This window comes from Streptomyces sp. AMJ-169 (assembly GCF_055597585.1).
In genome coordinates, this window is the sequence record NZ_JBVLTJ010000002.1 from 307,800 (window position 1) to 327,138 (window position 19,339).

The 19,339-nt window shown below is 72.0% G+C and carries 14 protein-coding genes; 2 read left to right on the top strand and 12 right to left on the bottom strand.

Annotated features, from left to right (window positions below; genetic code table 11):
- Window positions 1-980 precede the first annotated feature (980 nt).
- The 10 genes from ACYUD3_RS05955 to ACYUD3_RS06000 all read right to left on the bottom strand — a co-directional run bounded on the left by ACYUD3_RS05955 (window position 981) and on the right by ACYUD3_RS06000 (window position 12,424).
- Window positions 981-2,027 (bottom strand): prolyl oligopeptidase family serine peptidase, encoded by a 1,047-nt coding sequence (locus tag ACYUD3_RS05955; protein WP_470964740.1) that lies wholly within the window; start codon window positions 2,025-2,027, stop codon window positions 981-983.
- Between the two features lie 188 nt (window positions 2,028-2,215).
- Window positions 2,216-3,400 (bottom strand): kynureninase, encoded by a 1,185-nt coding sequence (gene kynU, locus ACYUD3_RS05960; RefSeq protein ID WP_470964743.1) that lies wholly within the window; start codon window positions 3,398-3,400, stop codon window positions 2,216-2,218.
- On the bottom strand, window positions 3,393-4,232 hold the full coding sequence (locus ACYUD3_RS05965; RefSeq protein ID WP_470964745.1) for a tryptophan 2,3-dioxygenase family protein: 840 nt from the start codon (window positions 4,230-4,232) through the stop codon (window positions 3,393-3,395). The genes kynU and ACYUD3_RS05965 overlap by 8 nt, the downstream gene beginning before the upstream one ends.
- A 173-nt stretch (window positions 4,233-4,405) precedes the next feature.
- Window positions 4,406-4,819 (bottom strand): DUF3151 domain-containing protein, encoded by a 414-nt coding sequence (locus ACYUD3_RS05970; protein ID WP_470964748.1) that lies wholly within the window; start codon window positions 4,817-4,819, stop codon window positions 4,406-4,408.
- A gap of 212 nt (window positions 4,820-5,031) precedes the next feature.
- A complete protein-coding gene (fbaA, locus tag ACYUD3_RS05975) occupies window positions 5,032-6,063 on the bottom strand; it encodes a class II fructose-bisphosphate aldolase (protein ID WP_470964750.1) in 1,032 nt (343 codons plus the stop codon).
- 134 nt (window positions 6,064-6,197) lie between these two features.
- On the bottom strand, window positions 6,198-6,746 hold the full coding sequence (pyrE, locus tag ACYUD3_RS05980; RefSeq protein WP_470964753.1) for an orotate phosphoribosyltransferase: 549 nt from the start codon (window positions 6,744-6,746) through the stop codon (window positions 6,198-6,200).
- Between the two features lie 32 nt (window positions 6,747-6,778).
- A complete protein-coding gene (locus ACYUD3_RS05985) occupies window positions 6,779-7,570 on the bottom strand; it encodes an aldose epimerase family protein (protein WP_470964756.1) in 792 nt (263 codons plus the stop codon).
- A 533-nt stretch (window positions 7,571-8,103) separates the two neighbouring features.
- Window positions 8,104-9,741, bottom strand: a complete 1,638-nt coding sequence (locus ACYUD3_RS05990) for an SRPBCC domain-containing protein (protein ID WP_470964759.1) — start codon at window positions 9,739-9,741, stop codon at window positions 8,104-8,106.
- Window positions 9,742-10,066: 325 nt separating this feature from the next.
- On the bottom strand, window positions 10,067-11,704 hold the full coding sequence (locus tag ACYUD3_RS05995) for a polyamine aminopropyltransferase (RefSeq protein WP_470964762.1): 1,638 nt from the start codon (window positions 11,702-11,704) through the stop codon (window positions 10,067-10,069).
- A gap of 186 nt (window positions 11,705-11,890) precedes the next feature.
- On the bottom strand, window positions 11,891-12,424 hold the full coding sequence (locus ACYUD3_RS06000) for a DUF2617 family protein (RefSeq protein WP_470964765.1): 534 nt from the start codon (window positions 12,422-12,424) through the stop codon (window positions 11,891-11,893).
- An 875-nt stretch (window positions 12,425-13,299) separates the two neighbouring features.
- Here ACYUD3_RS06000 and ACYUD3_RS06005 point away from each other — a divergent pair.
- Together ACYUD3_RS06005 and ACYUD3_RS06010 are read left to right on the top strand one after the other, a co-directional pair.
- Window positions 13,300-14,487, top strand: a complete 1,188-nt coding sequence (locus ACYUD3_RS06005) for a pyridoxal phosphate-dependent aminotransferase (protein WP_470964768.1) — start codon at window positions 13,300-13,302, stop codon at window positions 14,485-14,487.
- Window positions 14,488-14,626: 139 nt separating this feature from the next.
- The gene (locus tag ACYUD3_RS06010; RefSeq protein ID WP_470964771.1) at window positions 14,627-15,841 is read left to right on the top strand and encodes a hypothetical protein; all 1,215 of its coding nucleotides are present in this window, start codon (window positions 14,627-14,629) and stop codon (window positions 15,839-15,841) included.
- A 13-nt stretch (window positions 15,842-15,854) separates the two neighbouring features.
- On the opposite strand, the gene ACYUD3_RS06015 is transcribed toward ACYUD3_RS06010, so the two are convergent.
- Both ACYUD3_RS06015 and clpB read right to left on the bottom strand, forming a co-directional pair.
- On the bottom strand, window positions 15,855-16,388 hold the full coding sequence (locus tag ACYUD3_RS06015; protein WP_470964774.1) for a YbjN domain-containing protein: 534 nt from the start codon (window positions 16,386-16,388) through the stop codon (window positions 15,855-15,857).
- 172 nt (window positions 16,389-16,560) lie between these two features.
- A complete protein-coding gene (gene clpB / locus ACYUD3_RS06020) occupies window positions 16,561-19,155 on the bottom strand; it encodes an ATP-dependent chaperone ClpB (protein ID WP_470964777.1) in 2,595 nt (864 codons plus the stop codon).
- Window positions 19,156-19,339: the final 184 nt, after the last annotated feature.

Consider the following 19,339-nt stretch of genomic DNA (forward strand, 5'->3'; position numbering starts at 1 on the left):
CGCTGTGGCTGCGTGGCTTGTTGCCGCGGGGGCGACGCCGGCTCCGGTGCGGGCCGCTGCGGCGCGGCTTGCTCCGGCGCCGCCTGCTCTGGCGTGGCTTGCTGTGCCGACGGCTGCTGCCGCGCCGCCTGCCCCGACGCGGCTTCCTTCACCGACAGTTGCTGCCGCGCAGCCTGCCCCGACGAGGCTTCCCGCACCGCCACTCGCTGCCGCGCGGCCCGCTCCAACGCGGCTTGCTGTGCCGACGGCTGCTGCCGCGCCGCCTGCTCCAACGCGGCTTCCCTCACCGACAGTTGCTGCCGCGCAACCTGCTCGGACACGGCTTCCTGCACCGCCGCTCGCTGCCGCGCAACCTGCTCCAACGCGGCTTCCTGCGCTGACGGTTGCCGCCGCGCCGCCTGCTCCAACACGGCTTCCCGCACCGCCGCCCGCTCCGACGCGGCCCGCTCCGGCACCGCTCGCTGCCACGTGCCCTGCCGTCGCGCCGCCCGCCCCGGCGTCTCCCGCTGCTGTGCGGTGTCCCGCCCCATCCCCGTGACCTCCCCGTCCGCCGCCCGTCCGTCGGGCGATGGAGGTGAAGTTAGGGAGCGGGGTCCGTAGGCCGCGTCCCGCTGGGGAAGTGTCCTGCGGGGTAGCTCTGAGGTACTACGGGTACGACGGGGGGCGGGCCCTTAAGGGGCGGCGTCGGCTCCCTTAGGGGCCTGCCCGTAGGGGAACCAGGAGCCGCCGGAGCCCTGAGCCGGAGCCCTTAAGGGACGCGCTCGGTCCCGTAGGGGAGGCACTCGATCCCGTAGGGGAGGCTCAGGCCCCTAGGGGAGGCACTCGGACCCGTAAGGGAGGCTCGGACCCGTAAGGGAAGCGCCCGCCCTCCTAAGGGACGCGCACGGCCCCCTTAGGAGACGACCCTCAGCACCCCGCCCCCTAAGGGACACCCCCAGCCCCCGCAGCCAACGCCCCGCACAGGCCAGCGCAGCGCCCCCTCACCACGCCAGCTGAGCGATCTCCTCCGCCACCACCGCGCACGCGTCCGCCGCCGGATCGATCAGCGGGAAGTGCCCGACGTCCTCCAGCAGCGTGAGCCCCACCATCTCCCCCGCCTTGGCCGCCGCGTCGGCATACGCCTCGGCGACCGCCATCGGCACGGTCTCGTCGGCCCGGCCCTGCACGACCGTGGTGGCGATCCCGGTCGGCAGCAGCAGCCCAGGGTCGGCGTACGGGCGCCGCTCGGTGAACTCGGCTTCTCCACCGAGGAGTTGGACGGCAGCCCCGGCGCACACGTCCAGCTTCCGGGCGACCTCGAAGTCCGCGATCGGCGCCAGCGCGACCACGCCCCGCAGCTCGGCGGGGGCCGCCGTGCGCCAGGGCGCGCCGACGGGCAGGACGTGCCGGGCGGCGGCCCACAGGACTAGGTGGCCACCGGCGGAGTGCCCGGTGAGGACCATACGGCGCGGGTCGGCCACCGGCAGAACGGCGGCGGCCAGAGCGGGCAACGCGTCCAGAGCGGCGGCGACATCATCGAGGGTGTCGGGCCAACGCCCGGCTACGGGAACGCCGTTCGGGTCGGAGAGGTCGGCGGAAGAGCCCACGGAAGCGTTTCCGCCGACACCGCCCACACCCGAGCCGACCGCACCAGCACCAACACCGGCACCAGCACCGGCACCGGCCCCCGAGCCACCCGCACCCGAACCCCCGGCCCCCGAACCCGAACCCGAACCCGCCCCCCGCCGATACTCCACATTCGCCACGGCGAACCCCCTCCGCGCCAAGAAGTCCGCGAACGGAGTGATGTGCGTACGGTCGTACCGCGCCCGCCAAGCCCCCCCGTGCAGCACGACCACCAACGGGGCGAGCGCCCCGCTGGCGGCGGCCGGAGTGCCCGCGTCCCCCGCCGCTCTGGGGGCGTAGAAGTCGATCACCTGGTCGGGGTGGTCGCCGTACGCGGCGGTGGCGTCGGGTGCGACGGGCGGGTGCGAGAAGGCGGACTCCTCCTCTGCTGCGGCCCGGGATGCGACGACGTCGTCCGGCATGCTCCAACCTCTCAGCGGCGAAATGGACTTGGCGACCAGATGACAACGGCCTGCTGACAATCCGTCCGTAGGCGGGGACGGTATCAGGCCCGTGACGTGCGGCGACACGTGGATGTCACGCAGGGTGAGGGGTAAACGGTTCTGCCCTGATTTGACGCCCCCTCACCCTTGGCACAAAGGTCCCTTTCCTACCGCAGCGCCTCCTTCAACTCCCGTGCCGCGCGCTCGACATCCGCGAACGAGACGTACAACGGCGTGAATCCGAACCGCAGTACGTCCGGATGCCGGAAGTCCCCGACCACGCCCGCCGAGACGAGCCGCCGCATCACATCGCCGGCGTCATCACACCGCAGCGCGACCTGACTTCCCCGCTCGGCGTGCGGCAGCGGCGTCACACATTCGACGCGCCCCTCAGGAACGTACTCCCCGACGCACTCCAGGAAAAAGTCCGTCAGCGCAAGGGACTTGGCCCGTACCGACTCGACCGGGACTCCGTCCCACACCCCAAGTGCCGCCTCCAGAGCCAGCATTGACAGGATGTCAGGAGTCCCGACCCGTCCCCGCACGGCGCCCTCCGCAGGCGCGTACGACGGACTCATCCCGAACGGCTCGGCGTGCGAGTTCCACCCCGGCAACGGGGAGTCGAACACCTCCTGGAGCTCCCGGCGGACGTACAGGTACGCCGGTGAACCCGGGCCCCCGTTCAGGTACTTGTAGGTGCAGCCGACCGCCAGATCCACGCCGTGTTCGTCGAGCCCGACCGGCAGCGCGCCCGCGCTGTGGCACAGGTCCCAGACGACCCGCGCCCCGGCGTCATGGACGGCGGCCGTCAGCGCGGGCAGGTCGTGCAGCCGGCCGCTGCGATAGTCGACGTGGTTGAGCAGCACCGCCGCCGTACGCGAGGACAGCGCGCCGGGCACCTCCGAGGGGCGCACCGGGCGCAGCGTGCAGCCCGTCATCCGCGCGGCGGATCCGGCGATGTAGCCGTCCGTGGGGAACGTCGTCGCGTCCACCAGGATCTCGTCCCGGCTCTCGCCGGCGATCCGACGTGCGGCCACAAGTGCCTTGAAGACGTTGACACTTGTCGAGTCGCCTACGACGACCTGGCCGGGGCCCGCGCCGATCAGCGGGGCGATACGGTCGCCGATCCGCTCCGGCGCCGTCCACCAGCCGCTCTCGTCCCAGGAGCGGATGCGCAGCTCGCCCCACTGGCGGCGGACGGCGTCGGCGACCGCGTCGGGGACGGCCGCGGGGAGGGCGCCCAGCGAGTTGCCGTCGAGGTAGACACCGTCGTCGAGGACGAACTCGGCGCGTTTGGCGGCCAGTTCGTCGGCCGCGTCCAACTTCTGTGCCCTGAGCGTGAGTTCAGACATGGGAGCGCGCCGTCCACAGCTCGGGGAACACGCTGCCGCGGGCCCGCTTCTCCAGCCAGGCGACCCCGGAGGAGCCGCCGGTGCCGGGCTTGGCGCCCATCGCGCGCCGGGTCGCGACCAGATGGTCGTTGCGCCATCGCCATACCAGCTCGGCGACGTCCGTCAACGCCTCGCCCAGCACGGCGAGTTCGGAGCCCTGGTCGCCCTGGTAGACGGCCGTCCAGGCCGCCTCCACCGACGCCGACGGCTCGTAGCGCCGGGTCACGTCACGCTCCAGCACCTCGGCCGGGATCGGCCGGCCGCGCCGGGCCAGGAGCGCCAACACCTCGTCGTACAGGGTGGGTTGTGCCAGCGCCTGTTCCAACTCGGCGTGGACGCGCGGGGATCCCTGGTGCGGGACCAGCATCGACGCGGACTTCTCGCCGAGCAGGAACTCCATCCGGCGGTACATCGCCGACTGGAAGCCGGTCGCCTCGCCGAGGGCGGTGCGGTAGGAGTTGAACTGCACCGGGGTGAGCCGACTCAGGGGCCGCCAGGAGGAGTTGAGGGCCTCCAGCTCCAGCGCCGAGCGCTTCAGGGCGTCGACGGCGCCCAGGACGTCGTCCGCGCGCAGGGCCTTCGCCGCCGTCTCCCACTCGTGGACGATGACCGTGAACCACAGCTCCATGACCTGGGTCGTGACCAGGAAGACCATCTCTCCGGGGTCCTCGGAGAGGGGCTGCTGGAGATGGGTGAGCAGGTCCGCCTTGACGTAGTCGTCATAGGGCGTCGTACCCGCGAAGTCTAGGAAAGGGGTCTCGACCCGATGGGTCTCGCGAGCCGCCTGGGACATCGCTGTCTCCTGTTGTTGCTCCGGGTAGCGGTCCGCCCCTGCCGGTATCGACACGGGGGCCCCGGTCCCCGCCCGGAATCTTCCTCGAACACCCGCGCACATGGCAAGGCCCGCCCGGCCGGACACCTGGGCGGACCTCAACTCATCGCGTCTTCGGAGGACTCGGGGGGGGGCTAACCGAGCGTCTGCGCCGCCGTCGCCGAAGAGTCCTTCAGGAACTGCGCGCACCGCTCGTACTCCTCCTGCTCCCCGATCGCCCCGGCCGCGCGGGCCAGAGCGTGCAGGGCGCGCAGGAAGCCGCGGTTGGGCTCGTGCTCCCACGGCACCGGGCCGTGCCCCTTCCAGCCGCTGCGGCGCAGCGCGTCCAGGCCCCGGTGGTAGCCGGTGCGGGCGTACGCGTACGACTCGACCACGGCGCCCCGCCCGTACGCGTCGTCGGCCAGCACCGCCCATGCCAGGGAGGACTTGGGGTACTTGGCGGCGACGTCGGCGGCGGGGGTGCCGCCCGCCAGCAGCTCGCGCGGCTCGGGGTCGTCGGGCAGGTGGGTCGGGGGCGGGCCCCCGAGGAGGTTCTCGTGGATCGTCATGGCTTCCAGTCTGTCACCGCACGTGGGAGGAGAGACGGGAAGGGCCGGGTCAGGCGCCCCCTAGGGGAACACCCGACCCGGCCCACCCCTTAAGGGACGGCACCCTTAAGGGACGGCACCCTTAGGTGACCGCCCCCTAAGGGACAGCACCCCTAAGGGACAGCACCCCTAAGGGACCGAACCCTTAAGGGACAGCCCCCTTAAGGGAACCGCTACTTGATCTTCGTCCCCGCCGACCGCAGATTCCGCGTAGCCTCCAGCACCCGCGCCGCCATCCCCGCCTCGCCCAGCTTCCCCCACGTCCGCGGGTCGTAGGTCTTCTTGGACCCGACCTCCCCGTCGACCTTCAGAACACCGTCGTAGTTCTGGAACATGTGCGCGGCGACCGGACGCGTGAAGGCGTACTGCGTGTCCGTGTCGAGGTTCATCTTGATGACGCCGTTGTCCAGCGCCGTCGCGATCTCCTCCGCGGAGGAGCCGGAGCCGCCGTGGAAGACGAAGTCGAAGGGCTGCGAACCGGCCGGCTTGCCGTACTTCGCGGCGATGCCCTCGTTGAGGTCCTTCAGCAGGTCGGGGCGGAGCACGACGTTGCCCGGCTTGTAGACGCCGTGCACGTTGCCGAAGGACGCGGCGAGCAGGTAGCGCCCCTTCTCCCCGAGGCCCAGCGCCTCGACGGTGCGGATCGCGTCGTCGACGGTCGTGTACAGGGAGTCGTTGATCTCGTGCGAGACGCCGTCCTCCTCGCCGCCGGTCGGGGTGATCTCCACCTCGAGGATGATCTTCGCGGCGACCGCGCGGGCCAGCAGCTCCTGGCCGATGGCGAGGTTGTCGGCGAGGGTCTCGGCGGAGCCGTCCCACATGTGCGACTGGAACAGCGGGTCGCGCCCGGCCTTCACGCGCTCCTCGGAGACGGCGAGCAGCGGCCGTACGTACGCGTCGAGCTTGTCCTTGGGGCAGTGGTCGGTGTGCAGCGCGACCGTGACCGGGTACTTCTCGGCGACGATGTGCGCGAACTCGGCGAGCGCGACCGCGCCGGTCACCATGTCCTTGCTGTACTGCCCGCCCAGGAACTCGGCGCCACCCGTGGAGATCTGGATGATGCCGTCGCTCTCCGCCTCCGCGAAGCCGCGCAGCGCCGCGTGCAGGGTCTGGGTCGAGGTGACGTTGATGGCCGGGTAGGCGAACTTGCCTGCCTTCGCCCGGTCGAGCATCTCGTTGTAGACCTCGGGGGTTGCGATGGGCATTCGTCCGCTCCTTGGGTGTGCGGGTTTGCGTACGTTGCGTACTTACGGCCCTGACCTAGACCTGGGGGATGACGTCGTCGTCATCCCCATCTTTCCAGACATGGCCCGCTGCTCCGGAGGCGCGCCCCCGGCTGTCAGTCCAGGCCCAGCTCGTCCTTGCCGAACGCGAAGAGGTACGGCACCCCCGCGCCCTCCTGGATCTTCTCGGCGGCGCCGGTCGCGCGGTCGACGATCGTCGCGACGCCCACCACCTCCGCGCCCGCCGCGCGCACCGCCTCGACGGCCGTCAGCGGGGAGCCGCCGGTGGTGGAGGTGTCCTCGACCACCAGCACCCGGCGCCCCCGGATCTCCGGCCCCTCGACCTGCCGCTGCATGCCGTGCGCCTTCGCGGCTTTGCGGACGACGAACGCGTCGAGCCGCTTCCCGCGCGCGGCGGCGGCGTGCAGCATCGACGTCGCGACCGGGTCGGCGCCCATCGTGAGCCCGCCGACCGCGTCGTACTCCAGCTCCGCCGTCAGATCCAGCAGCACCTGCCCGACCAGCGGCGCCGCCTCCCCGTCCAGCGTCACCCGGCGCAGGTCGACGTAGTAGTCGGCCTCCAGGCCCGAGGAGAGGGTGACCTTGCCGTGCACCACGGCCTTGTCCTTGATCTGTCGCAGCAGCTCAGCGTGTACGTCCGTCATGCCGACCAGCTTAGAGGCGGCCGGCGCCGGGCTCAGAGGCGACGCCAGGTCCAGGTCGTCGACGCCTCCAGGGGGTCGACCGGGGTGACCAGCCGGGGCTGCGAGTTGAGCCCGTCCGGCGGCCCGGTCTGCGGTTCCACGCACACGGCGGCCTCCTGCTCGTCGTACACCACCACCCACTCCTCCCGGCTGCTGACCTTCAGCTCCAGGGCGCCGGGCCAGGTCAGGGTGACGTCGACGCCGTCGGGCATCCCGAAGCAGTCGTCCCATGGGCCGGGCTTGGGGTCGATCCGGTGCCCGGTCGGCAGATGATCCTCCCCGCGCTCCTCCTGCCACGCGGCGCCGAAGTCGAGCTCCACGTCTCCGCCGACACCGAGGTTCCGGTTGAACCACGGGTGCCAGCCGATCTGCGCCGGGAAGGAGTTGTCGTACGTCTCCACGCCCATGGTCAGCGTCATCGCGTTCTCGCTCAGCTCGAACAGCTGGGTGACGCGCCCCTGATAGGGCCAGGGTTCGACGAGGTCGTACGTCAGCGCCGCGCTCGTCTCCGTCACGCGGGCGACCGTCCACGCGCCGTTCCTCGCGGTGCCGTGGATCGCGTTCGGCGGGGCGTTGAGCGGCATCTGGTGCACGGTGGCCCCGTCCCGGAACCGCCCGTCCCTGATCCGCCCGCACCACGGGACCATCGGGAAGCAGCCGAACTTCTCGCCCTGGCGCAGGAGTTGAATCCCATCAAGCGTCAGCGACGCGAGCCGGGCGCCGTTGGCGGGGTGCAGGGTCGCCTGGACCGGGCCTGCGGTCAGTGTGATCTCTTTGTTGCTCACAGGGGGACAGTACTAAGGGTGGGTGGGGGTGGGGTGGGTTGCTGGGGGGGTTGGGGGTGAGGGTCGGGGGTGGGGGGTTCTTAGGGGGGCGGGGGCGAGGTGGGTGGGCGGGGTGGTTCCTAGGGGGGCGGCGCTGGGGGTGGAGCGGGGTTGAGGGCCTCCCCTGGGGATACGGCGCCGGGGGCGGGCCGTCCCTAGGGACTCGGCGCCGAAGCAGGGCGGGCGGCGGGCGTCCCTTAGGGGGGTCGGCGCTGAAGGTGGGGTGGGCTGAGGCCAGGGGGCGTCCCCTAGGGAGTCAGCGGCGAGCAGATGGGACGGGGGTGTCCTCTAAGGGACTCGGCGTCGGGGGCGGGCCATCCCTAGGAGCTCAGGTGCTGCGGGCGTCCGTCCCCTAAGGGCTCGGCGCTGAAGGCGGGGCGAGGTTGGGGTCGTCCCCCAGGGGCTCGGCGCTGAAGGACGGGACGAGGTCGGGGTCGTCCCCCAGGGGCTCGGCGCTGAAGGACGGGACGAGGTCGGGGCCGTCCCCCAGGGGCTCAGCGGCGTCTGCGTAGCACCCTGCCTACGACCACCGCCGAGACGACGACGAACGCCGCTGCCGGGGCCGCCCAGCGCAGGGCGGTGTTCGGGGCGAAGGACTGCGGCGCGGGGACGGGGGCGTAGCGGCCGCGCGGTGGGGCGTGGTCGACCTCTTCGGCACTGCGCCCGATCATCGTGCGGCGCGCGTGCGCTGCTTCTGCTGGGGGGTCGGGGGTGGGGTGGGGGATTACGGGGTCGAAGGGTGGGGGTGGGGTGTCGGGGGGTTGGGGGAGGTCGGAGTCCGAGTCCGGGGACGCGTCCGGGGCGGGGTCGGAGTCCGAGTTCGAGTCCGGGGACGCGTCCAGGGCGGGGTCGGAGTTCGAGTCCGGGGACGCGTCCGGGGCCGAATCCAGGGATGCGTCCGAGTCCGGGTCCGGGGCAAGGGACGGGTCCGGATCCGTGTCCGCGTCCGGGTCGGAGTCCGGGGCTGGGGACTGGTCCGCGTCCGCTTCCGGGCGACGGGCCTGGGGCGGATTCGGCGCCGGGGGCTCCTCGGCATCGGAGCCACCAGAATCGTCGGAGCTACCGGAATCTTCGGAGCCGCCGGAGCTGCCCGAGTCATCGGAGTTGTCGGAGTCGCCCGATCCATCGGAACTGCCGGAGCTGCCGGATTCGGCGGAGCCGCCCAGGTCGCGGGAGACCCCCGAGTCTCCGAAGCTGCCGGATTCATCGGAGCTACCGGAGTCGTCAGAGCTGTCGGATCCGCCGACGCCGCCCAAGTCGCGGGAGTCGCGGGAGCTGCCGGAGCCGCCAGAACCACCCGCACCGCCGGAATCGTCGGAGCCGCCGGAGTCATCAGAGTTGCCGGAGCCGCCCGCGCCGCCCAAGTCGCCAGAGCCGCCCGCCTCGCCGGAGTTATCGGATTCGCCGGAGCCGCCCGACTCGCCGAAACCGTCGGAGCCGCCCAAGCCACCCGCACCGCCAGAATCGTCGGAGCTACCGGAATCTTCGGAGCCGCCGGAACTGCCCGAGCCATCGGAGTTGTCGGAGCCGCCCAAGCCGCCGGAGCCGCCCGAGCCATCAGAGTTGCCGGAGCCACCCGCGCCGCCCAAGTCGCCAGAGCCGCCCGTATCGCCAGAGCCGCCCGCCTCGCCGGACCCGTCCGCCTCGCCAGACCCGCCCGATTCCTCGGAGCCGTCGGACTCGCCGCCCGCAACCCCCTCCACCCCCGCAACCCCCTCCGCCCCCAAATTCACCCCGAACCGCATCAACAACCGCACAGCCGCCGACTCCACGTTCTGCGGCGGGAGTTCGGTCAGGCGGCCGGCCGCGGTGGCTGTTCCTGTGAAGGTCAGGGTCGTACCCGTAGGGGACTCGGTGAGGACGAGGGAGAGGGCGACGCGGACCTTTCCGGTGCCGCGGGCCTCGGTGGCGTCGGCCTCGACGGTGTAGACGCCGTCGGCGACCTGCTCGACGCGGGCGGTACCCCGGTACGTGATGGTGGCGCCGCCGACCCGCACCTTCAGCCGCCCGGCGACCGGCGCCGCCCCCGCGTCCTGCTGAAACCCGGGCACGGCCCGCGCCACCTGCACGGGATCCCCGAGCACGGCCCGCACCCGCGCGCCCGACACCGGAACGAACACCACTTGCTCCATGTCGGTGGAGCCTACCCAGCGGCTCCGGGAAAGCACCTGGGGAAGCGGGGATTAGCTCACCCGGGGAGGAAGGCCGGCCCTTACGCCGCCCGCCCTCACACCCGCCCACCCTTTCCGGCAACGGCAGCCCCCTAAGGAAACGGGGCTCCACTCAGCACGCCCCCTTCCGGCAGCGGCGGCCTCAGTCAGGCCGACACCCCGGGTCAGGCGAGCCCCCTCCAGTCAGGCCGACGCCCCCGGATCAGCCCAGCACCCCCCAGCCAGGCCGACGCCCCCGAGCCAGGCAAGCACCCCCAATCAGCCAGCACCCCCTCAAACCGCCCCCCTAATACCGCGGATGCACCAACGTAGAAACCCCCACCCCCCACACCCGAGTCCCCTCAGCCGCCCCCACATCCCCCACCAACCCCCCCACCGTCAACGTCTGCGGCGCACGCGCCCCCGGATCCAGCCCCAGTCGAGGCCGCTCCCCCACCCCCGCCAGCACGAACCCCCAGTCCTTCGGCGCCCGGGAGCGAGCCGTCGTGCGGTCCGGGCCCGCCGGGAAGCCGGGGTCGGCGCCCGTCACCCGATACGGCACCGTCAGCAACCCCGCCGCCCGAACCGTCGCATCGACCGTCCAGAAAACCCTGGGCCGAGTCGTCAACGGCCCCGCATGCACCGCCAGCCGCCCCCCAGCCGCCAGCGCCCGCCGCGCCAGCCCGTAGAACTCCTCGGAGTACAGCTTCGTACTGGCCGTGATCCCGGGATCGGGCAGATCGGCGATCACCACGTCGTACGTGTGCCGAGGCGTCGTCCGCAGGACGTGGAACGCGTCGCCGATCGTCACCCGCACCCGCCGATCCCCCAGCGCATGATCCGACAGCGCCGAGAGCGCCGGATCGGTGCGGGCCAGCTGGACCAGACCGCCGTCCAGATCGACGACGTCCACGCGCCGTACACCCGGATGAGTGAGGACCTCCCGCACCGCGAGGCCGTCACCCCCGCCGAGGATGAGGACGCGGGCGTGGGGACCGTACATCGCGGGGTGGACCAGGGCCTCGTGGTAGCGGCGCTCGTCGCGGCCCCCTACGCGCAGCCGGCCGTCGAGGTACAGGTTCAGCGGGCGGCCCCCGACCCCGCCGGTGAGGACGACCTCCTGGACGTCCGTCTGGAGGGCGACGCGGACGTCGTCGCCGTAGACCGCCTGGCGGGCCGCCCGCTCGAAGTCGTCGACCAGGACCGCCGCCGAGGCGAGGACACCCAGGACCGTGAGGTTGACGACGAGCAGGAACCAGCGGGCCCGGCGGGTCAGATCGCGGCGGAAGAGGCCGAGGATGAGGGCGCTGCCGGCCACGACGTTGACGGCGCCGGTGAGCAGGGAGCTGGTCAGCTGGCCCAGGAAGGGCAGCAGCAGGAAGGGGAACGCGAGGCCCCCGACCAGCGCGCCCACGTAGTCCGCGGCGAACAGGTCGGCCACCGCGCCGCCCGCGTCCTGCCGCCGGATGCGCTGGATCAGCTCCATCAGCAGGGGCACCTCGGCGCCGATCAGCAAGCCGATGGCCAGCGAGAAGGCGACGAGGAACACGCGCGGGCCGTACCCCCACAGCCCGCCCCAGTCGCCGGTCCACGCGAACACCGCGTACAGCGCCATCGCACTGCACCCGCCGGTCAGCGCGAGCCCCGCCTCGACCGCGCAGAACCCGGCCGCCGCGAGCCGCCGCAGCCGCTTGGCGGCGAGCGAGCCGATGCCCATCGCGAAGACCATGACGGACAGCACGACGGACGCCTGGGTGACCGAGTCACCCATCAAGTACGAGGCCAGCGCGACGAGTTCGAGTTCGTAGACCAGCCCGCAGGCCGCGCACACGAACACGCACGCCAGCACCAGGAACCGCCCCGTCCCCGGCCGGACGGGAAGCCTGGCCGGGCCGCCCCACGGAGGCGGGGCACCGGGCGGCGCGGGCGCGTGCGGTTCGATCACGACTGCGACGTTACGTCACAGGTCCGGCACTCCTTGTCACCCACACGTGTGGAACCGGGGGCGGAAGTGGCTCAGTTGGTTTACCCGGACCACCCGGGAACACCCTTAGGGGACCCGTTCAGCGCCCTCACTCCGGCTCGATCCCGAAGCCCCGGATCAGTCCCCTAAGGGTCAGTCCCCTACGGGTCAGCCCCCTACGGCCCCCACCCCCGCCGGCACCCGCACCCCCACCCTCGTACGCGTGGCGACCAGCTGCCCGTCCTGCGGATAGGCGTGCCAGGTCCGCCAGTGGACCGAGCCGTCCACGCGCTGGGCCAGCAGTGCGGTGAAGGCGTGCGGGCTGCCGGGGAAGACCCCGGCGAGGCCGTGCGGATGATCGGCGACGAGGGCGAGCAACTCCTGGGCGCGGCCCGCGAACTGGCCCGGCGAGAGCACCTCCACGCGGGCGGCGAACTCGTACTCCCAGTCGCCGACGCGCTTGGCGACGCCGAGCGGGAGCGGGGTGCTGCTGCCCGGGATGCAGGCGACGGTCTCCGAGCAGGAGGTCTCCGCCGCTTCGAGCAGCACCTGGTGCGAGGCGCCGAGCAGCCTCAACTGGAGGACGGCACCGGACAGTTCGAGGTCGAGCGTGGCGAGGGCGGGCAGCGGTTCGCGCCCCAGGGCCCAGGCGAGGTCGGCCGCGCGCGTGTCGGTGTAGGAGGTGGTCAGGGTCGTGAGCATGGATCGGCTCCGCAAGCACGCGAGGGAAGTCAGGTGGTTTCCGGCGCGCCCCGGTCGACTCCGGGGTGCGGCTGCGGCCGGCCCGGTCTGGGTGAGGACGTCCGCGCTTGACGTCCGCGGGGTCCAATAGGGGCTGCGTTGGTGATTTAGAGGGAATCATGAACTGCGGCCCCGCCACAGCGTTTTTACCCAACTTCGTGCGCTTTCCATCCCACCGAGGGCTCAACAGCTCAAGTGTTCAACTACGGCGTACGCCCGGTGGGGAGGGCGTACGCGGGGCGCGCGGGAGCGGAGGGGCGCCCCACACCCGTAGGGGACGCCCCGCAGCGGCCGTACGGGGCGCCCCGCAGCACCCGTACGGAACGCCCCTTAGGGGCAGCTCAGTTGCCCCCTCCCCCACACGAAGAACCCCCGCCCCCGCAGGAATGCCCCCCACCGCCGCACGAGTGCCCCCCACCCCCGCACGAGTGATGCCCCCCGGAGTGCCCGCCCCCGGAATGCCCCCCGGAGTCCCCGCCGCTCCACCAACTCCCGCCGCCCCCACCGGAGTCCCCGGAGGACGACGAGGACGACGAGGACGACGAACCGCGGCCCCCCTTCCCCACCACCGACCGCCCCTGAGACGACAGCTTCCGGTACCTCCTGCGGAAGCTGACGACAAAGATCCAGTTGACCAGCGCGACGCCGGCGAAGGCCGCCAGGATGATCACAATGGAAAGACCCACGACGACCACCCTCCTTTCCGTTTCCCCCGAAGCGGCCCCCCTGGTCGCCTCGCCCGCCCCGGCCACCCGGCGCGTGCAAGGGGAATGCCCCGCGTCTCACCTGCCAAAGCGCACTTGAGGAACTCCAGAGCTTGGGCGCAGGATGACGGGATGACCAGCAGCGAACGCCCCCACCTCAATCGCCGCCTCGCCGAGTTCGGGACGACGATCTTCGCCGAGATGTCCACGCTCGCCGCGCGGACCGGGTCCATCAACCTCGGCCAGGGCTTCCCCGACACCGACGGCCCCGAGGAGATCAGGGAGGCGGCTGTGCGCGCCCTGCGCGACGGCCGCGGCAACCAGTACCCGCCGGGCCCGGGCGTCCCGGAGCTGCGTACGGCGATCACCGCCCACCAGCGGACCCGCTACGGCCTGGGCTACGACCCCGACACCGAGGTCCTGGTCACCGCCGGCGCCACCGAGGCGATCGCCGCCGCGATGCTGGGCCTGCTGGAGCCCGGCGACGAGGTGGTCGCCCTGGAGCCGTACTACGACTCGTACGCGGCCAGCATCGCGCTCGCCGGCGCCCGCCGCGTCCCCGTCACCCTGCGCCCCGACCCGGAGGCCGCCCGCTTCCGCCTCGACCTCGACGAACTGCGCGCCGCCGTCACCCCGCGCACCCGCCTGCTGCTGATCAACACCCCGCACAACCCGACGGGTACGGTCCTCACCCGCGCGGAGCTGTCGGCGATCGCCGAACTGGCCGTCGAACGCGACCTGACGGTCGTCACGGACGAGGTGTACGAACACCTGGTCTACGACGACGCCGAGCACATCCCCCTCGCCACCCTGCCCGGCATGCGCGAGCGCACGGTGACGATCGGCTCGGCCGGCAAGACGTTCTCGTTCACCGGCTGGAAGGTCGGCTGGGTCACCGCGGCCCCCGAACTGGTCTCGGCGGTCCGCTCGGCCAAGCAGTTCCTGACGTACGTCGCCTCGGGCCCCTTCCAGTACGCGGTCGCCGAGGCGCTCGCGCTGCCGGAGTCGTACTTCACCGAGTTCCGCGCGGACCTGCGGGCCAAGCGGGACCTGCTCACCGAGGGGCTGAAGGAGGCCGGGTTCGGGGTGTTCCGGCCGGCCGGAACGTACTTCGTCACCACCGACGTACGCCCGCTCGGCGAGAGCGACGGGCTCGCGTTCTGCCGGGCGCTGCCGGAGCGGGCGGGGGTCGTGGCCATCCCGAACGCCGTGTTCTACGACCACCGGGAGGCGGGGGCGCCGTTCGTGCGGTTCGCTTTCTGCAAGAGGGTCTCGGTGCTGGAGGAGGCGGTCGCCCGGCTGAAGAAGCTGACGGGCTGACACCCTGTCAGGGCATCCCCTAGGGGTCGACTCCCCTTAGGTGACCTAGGGGGCCGGCTCCCCTAGGGGTGATCCGACGACCCGTCACATTCCCCCAGCTGGCCCTCCCTACGTGCACACACGCACCCAGCCCTGCAAGGTGCCCTGTGTGACTCACGCCACCACCCACGCCACCCCCCACGCCGCCCCCCTCACCGCACCCTCCTCCACCGCCGCCCCCCACCCCCGCGTACGCCGCCGCGCCGCCGGACTCCCCACCGCTCTCGGCCTGTTCCTGCTGGCGCGGCTCGCGGGGTGCGCGGTGCTGGCGGGGACGGCCTGGGCGGTGGGGCAGCGGCCCCTGATACTGCTCGGGCACTCCTGGGACTCCCGCTGGTACCTCGGCATCGCCGCGCACGGCTACGGCCGCACCCTGTACTTCCGCCCGGACGTCGTCCACAGCGACCTCGCGTTCTTCCCCCTCTACCCGGCGCTGGTGCGCGCGGTGACGGCGGTGACCGGGATCAGCGGCGGCGCGGCCGGCCTGCTGATCTCCTGGGCCGCCGCCGGGATCGCCGCGTGCGGGATCTACCAGGTGGCCGCGCGGCTGCGGGGACCGGCCGTCGCGGCGGTGACGGTGCTGCTGTGGGGCCTGCTGCCGCACTCGGTGGTGCTGTCGATGGCGTACACCGAGCCCGTGCTGACGGCGTGCGCCGCGTGGGCGCTGTACGCGGTGCTCGGCGGGCGGTGGGTGTGGGCGGGCGCGCTGGCGGCGGCCGCGGGGCTGGCCCGGCCGAACGGCTTCGCGGTGGCCGCCGCCGTCGTCGTCGCGGGAATCTGCGCGGCCGTGCGCTCGCGCGGCAGGGTTTCCCACAGGCTGTGGACGGGGCTCGCGCTCGCGCCGCTGGGGTGGGGGGCGTATGTGCTGTGGGTGGGATTCCGGAAGGGAGATCCCCTAGGGGGCTACTTCGCGGTGCAGCGGCTGTGGGGGTCGACGTTCGACTTCGGGCGCGGCTCGCTGGGGGTGGTGAAGCACCTGATGCTGCACGGGGACCGGCTGGTGTTCGCGGCGGCCCTGATGATCGTCGCCGCGGCCGTCGTCCTGTACGGGCTGCTGCTCGCGGAGCGGGTGCCGGTAGCCGTGCTGGTGTACACGGGGGTGCTGCTGCTGATCGCGGTCGGCGGGTCGGGGTTCTTCGAGTCCAAGCCGCGGTTCCTGCTGCCGGCGTTCCCGCTGCTGCTGCCGCTCGCGGCGGCGCTGGTGCGGACGGCGAGAGCCCGGCCCTGGCACGTGGCCGTGGTGGTCACGTCCCTGGCCGGGCTCTCGTTCGCCTACGGCGCGTACCTGGTCGTCCTGGCGCACACGCCGCTCTGACCGCGGGCGGGACCTACTTGTCGTCGTCCTCGGGCTGGTCCGCCTCGTCGACCTCTTCCTCCAGGCCGAGCTGCTCCACGAGCCACTTGTCGAACTCGATGGCGGCGCGGACCCAGCTGACCGTGGAGGAGACGAAGAACTCGATGTTCACGCCGGCGCCGATCAGCATCTGCGTCTCGCCGATGAGGCGGACCGTGCCGTCGTCGTGGGTGTGCGTGTAGAGCTTGGGCCACAGCGTCCGGCGGTTCCAGTCGTCGATGGCCTCGAGGAGCTGGGGCTTGTCGTCGATCTGGTGCGGCCGGTCGAAGAAGGTCCGCACCGAGTAGACCTGCTGCTCGCCCTCGCCGCGGAACATGAAGTACGTACGGAACTGCTCCCACGGCGCCGCGAGGTCACCCTCGTCGTCGACGACGTACTTGAGCTCCATCTGGTCGAGGAGCTGTTTCACCAGGTCCTGGTTGGGGACGACGGGGCCCGCCGGTCCTTGGGGCTGCGGCTCGGGCTGCGGGCCCCCGAAATTCGGAATCGAGGACGGGTCGATGCTCACCGTGTTTTTCCCTTCGTACGGTTGGCGCCATCCTCCCCCATCCGGGGCGGGGAGTGGCAAGCCCCACCGCCCCTGATCCGGCCGGAGCGGATTACAGGGTTTTCCCTGACATCGACCCCGACGCCGACCCCGACCCCGACGTCGCCCCGGACGCAGCCCCTGACTCCGCCCCTTACTCCGCCCCCGCCGCCGGCCCCACGATCAGCCCGTCCCCGAAAACGTCCACCCGGACCGTGTCCCCGTCCTTGACCTCGCCGGACAGGATCTCCCGGGCGAGCCGGTCGCCGATGGCCGTCTGGACGAGCCGCCGCAGCGGCCGGGCCCCGTACGCCGGATCGTTGCCCTCGGTCGCGAGCCAGGCCAGGGCCGCGTCGCTGACCTCCAGCGTGAGCCGCCGGTCGGCGAGCCGCCGGGCCAGCCGGTCGACCTGGAGCCGCGCGATCCGCGCCAGCTCCTGCGGGTCGAGCGCCGAGAACACGACGAGATCGTCCAGCCGGTTCAGGAACTCCGGCTTGAAGGCCATGCGTACGGTCTCCAGGACCTGCTCGCGCTTCTCGTGCTCACTGGTCACCGGATCGACGAGGAACTGGCTGCCCAGGTTGGACGTGAGGATGAGGATGGCGTTGCGGAAGTCGACCGTACGCCCCTGCCCGTCGGTGAGCCGCCCGTCGTCGAGGACCTGGAGGAGCACGTCGAAGACCTCGGGGTGCGCCTTCTCGACCTCGTCGAGCAGGACGACGCTGTAGGGCCGCCGCCGCACCGCCTCGGTGAGCTGCCCGCCCTCCTCGTACCCCACGTACCCGGGCGGCGCCCCGACGAGCCGGGCGACGCTGTGCTTCTCCCCGTACTCCGACATGTCGATCCGGACCATGGCCCGCTCGTCGTCGAAGAGGAAGTCCGCGAGCGCTTTGGCGAGTTCGGTCTTGCCGACCCCGGTGGGCCCGAGGAAGAGGAACGACCCGGTGGGCCGGTCAGGATCGGCGATCCCCGCGCGGGAGCGGCGTACGGCGTCGGAGACGGCGCGTACGGCCTCGCCCTGCCCGATGAGCCGGCGCCCCAACTCCTCCTCCATGCGCAGGAGTTTCTGCGTCTCGCCCTCCAGGAGCCGCCCGGCGGGGATGCCGGTCCAGGAGCCGACGACGTCGGCGATGTCGTCAGGCCCGACCTCGTCCTTGACCATGGTGTCCTTGGAGACCTCCTCCTCGGCGGCGGAGGCGTCGGCCAAGTCCCGCTCCAGGGTAGGGATTTCGCCGTACAGCAGCTTGGAGGCGGTGTCGAAGTCCCCGTCGCGCTGGGCCCGTTCGGCCTGGCCGCGCAGGTCGTCGAGGCGCTCCTTCAGCTCGCCGACCCGGTTGAGGGACTGCTTCTCCTTCTCCCAGCGGGCGTTGAGCCCGCGCAGCTCCTCCTCCTTGTCGGCGAGGTCACGGCGCAGCCGCTCCAGCCGCTCGCGGGAGGCGGGGTCGGTCTCCTTGCTGAGGGCCAGCTCCTCCATCTTCAACCGGTCGACGGCGCGCTGGAGTTCGTCGATCTCGACCGGCGAGGAGTCGATCTCCATGCGCAGCCGGGAGGCGGCCTCGTCGACCAGGTCGATGGCCTTGTCGGGGAGGAAGCGGGAGGTGATGTACCGGTCGGAGAGAGTGGCGGCGGCGACCAGCGCGCTGTCGGCGATCTGCACCTTGTGGTGCGCCTCGTAACGCCCCTTCAGACCGCGGAGGATGGCGATGGTGTCCTCCACCGACGGCTCGGCGACGAGGACTTGCTGGAAGCGGCGCTCCAACGCCGGGTCCTTCTCGATGCGTTCGCGGTACTCGTCGAGCGTGGTGGCGCCGACCATGCGCAGTTCGCCGCGCGCGAGCATCGGCTTGAGCATGTTGCCCGCGTCCATGGCGGAGTCACCGCCGGCCCCGGCACCGACGACGGTGTGCAACTCGTCGATGAACGTGATGACCTGTCCGTCGGACTCCTTGATCTCGGCGAGCACGGTCTTCAGCCGCTCCTCGAACTCACCGCGGTACTTGGCGCCGGCGACCATGGCCCCGAGGTCGAGCGAGACGAGCCGCTTGTCCCGCAGCGACTCGGGGACGTCCCCCTTGACGATCCGCTGGGCGAGCCCCTCGACGACGGCGGTCTTGCCGACCCCGGGCTCCCCGATGAGCACGGGGTTGTTCTTGGTCCGCCGCGACAGCACCTGCACGACGCGCCGGATCTCCTGGTCCCGCCCGATGACCGGGTCGAGCTTGCCCTCCCGGGCGGCGGCCGTGAAGTCGGTCCCGAACTTCTCCAGCGCCTTGTACGACCCCTCGGGATCGGCGGAGGTCACCCGCCGGGCACCGCGCGCCTTCTGGAACGCGGCCAGCAGCTTCTTGGCGGTGGCCCCCTGCCGGGTGAGCACCTCGGCGGCGGGCCCGCCCTTCTCGGCGATGCCGATGAGCAGGTGCTCGGTGGAGAGGTAGTCGTCACCCAGGTCACGCGCGCGGCTCTGGGCGTCGGCGATCACGGCCAGCAGGTCCCGGTTGGGCTGCGGCGGCGAGACGGTGGACCCGGTCACGCTGGGCAGCGCGGCGAGCACCTTCTCGGCACCCTGCCGTACGGCGGCCTGGTCGGCGTCGACAGCGGCGAGCAGGTCGGCGATGTTCTCGTTGTCCTGCCCGGCGAGCAGGGCCAGGAGCAGGTGGGCGGGGGTGAGGTCGGGATGCCCCTCGGACACGGCACGGCTGCTCGCCGCGTTGATCGCGTCCCGGCTCCGGTTGGTCAGCTCGGCGTCCACGGTCGGCTTCTCCTCCTGACGTCCTGCGGGTGTGTACGGGGGGCGCCGCGCGGGCTCCCTACGCTGCTATGTCCAACGTACACAAAGTTGAGTCTATTCCACTCAAGGTTGGGTCGCGAGGGGGTTGGCGGAATTTCCGCGACGGGCTGGAGCGAATCTCCCGGGGCACCGCAAGCACTACATT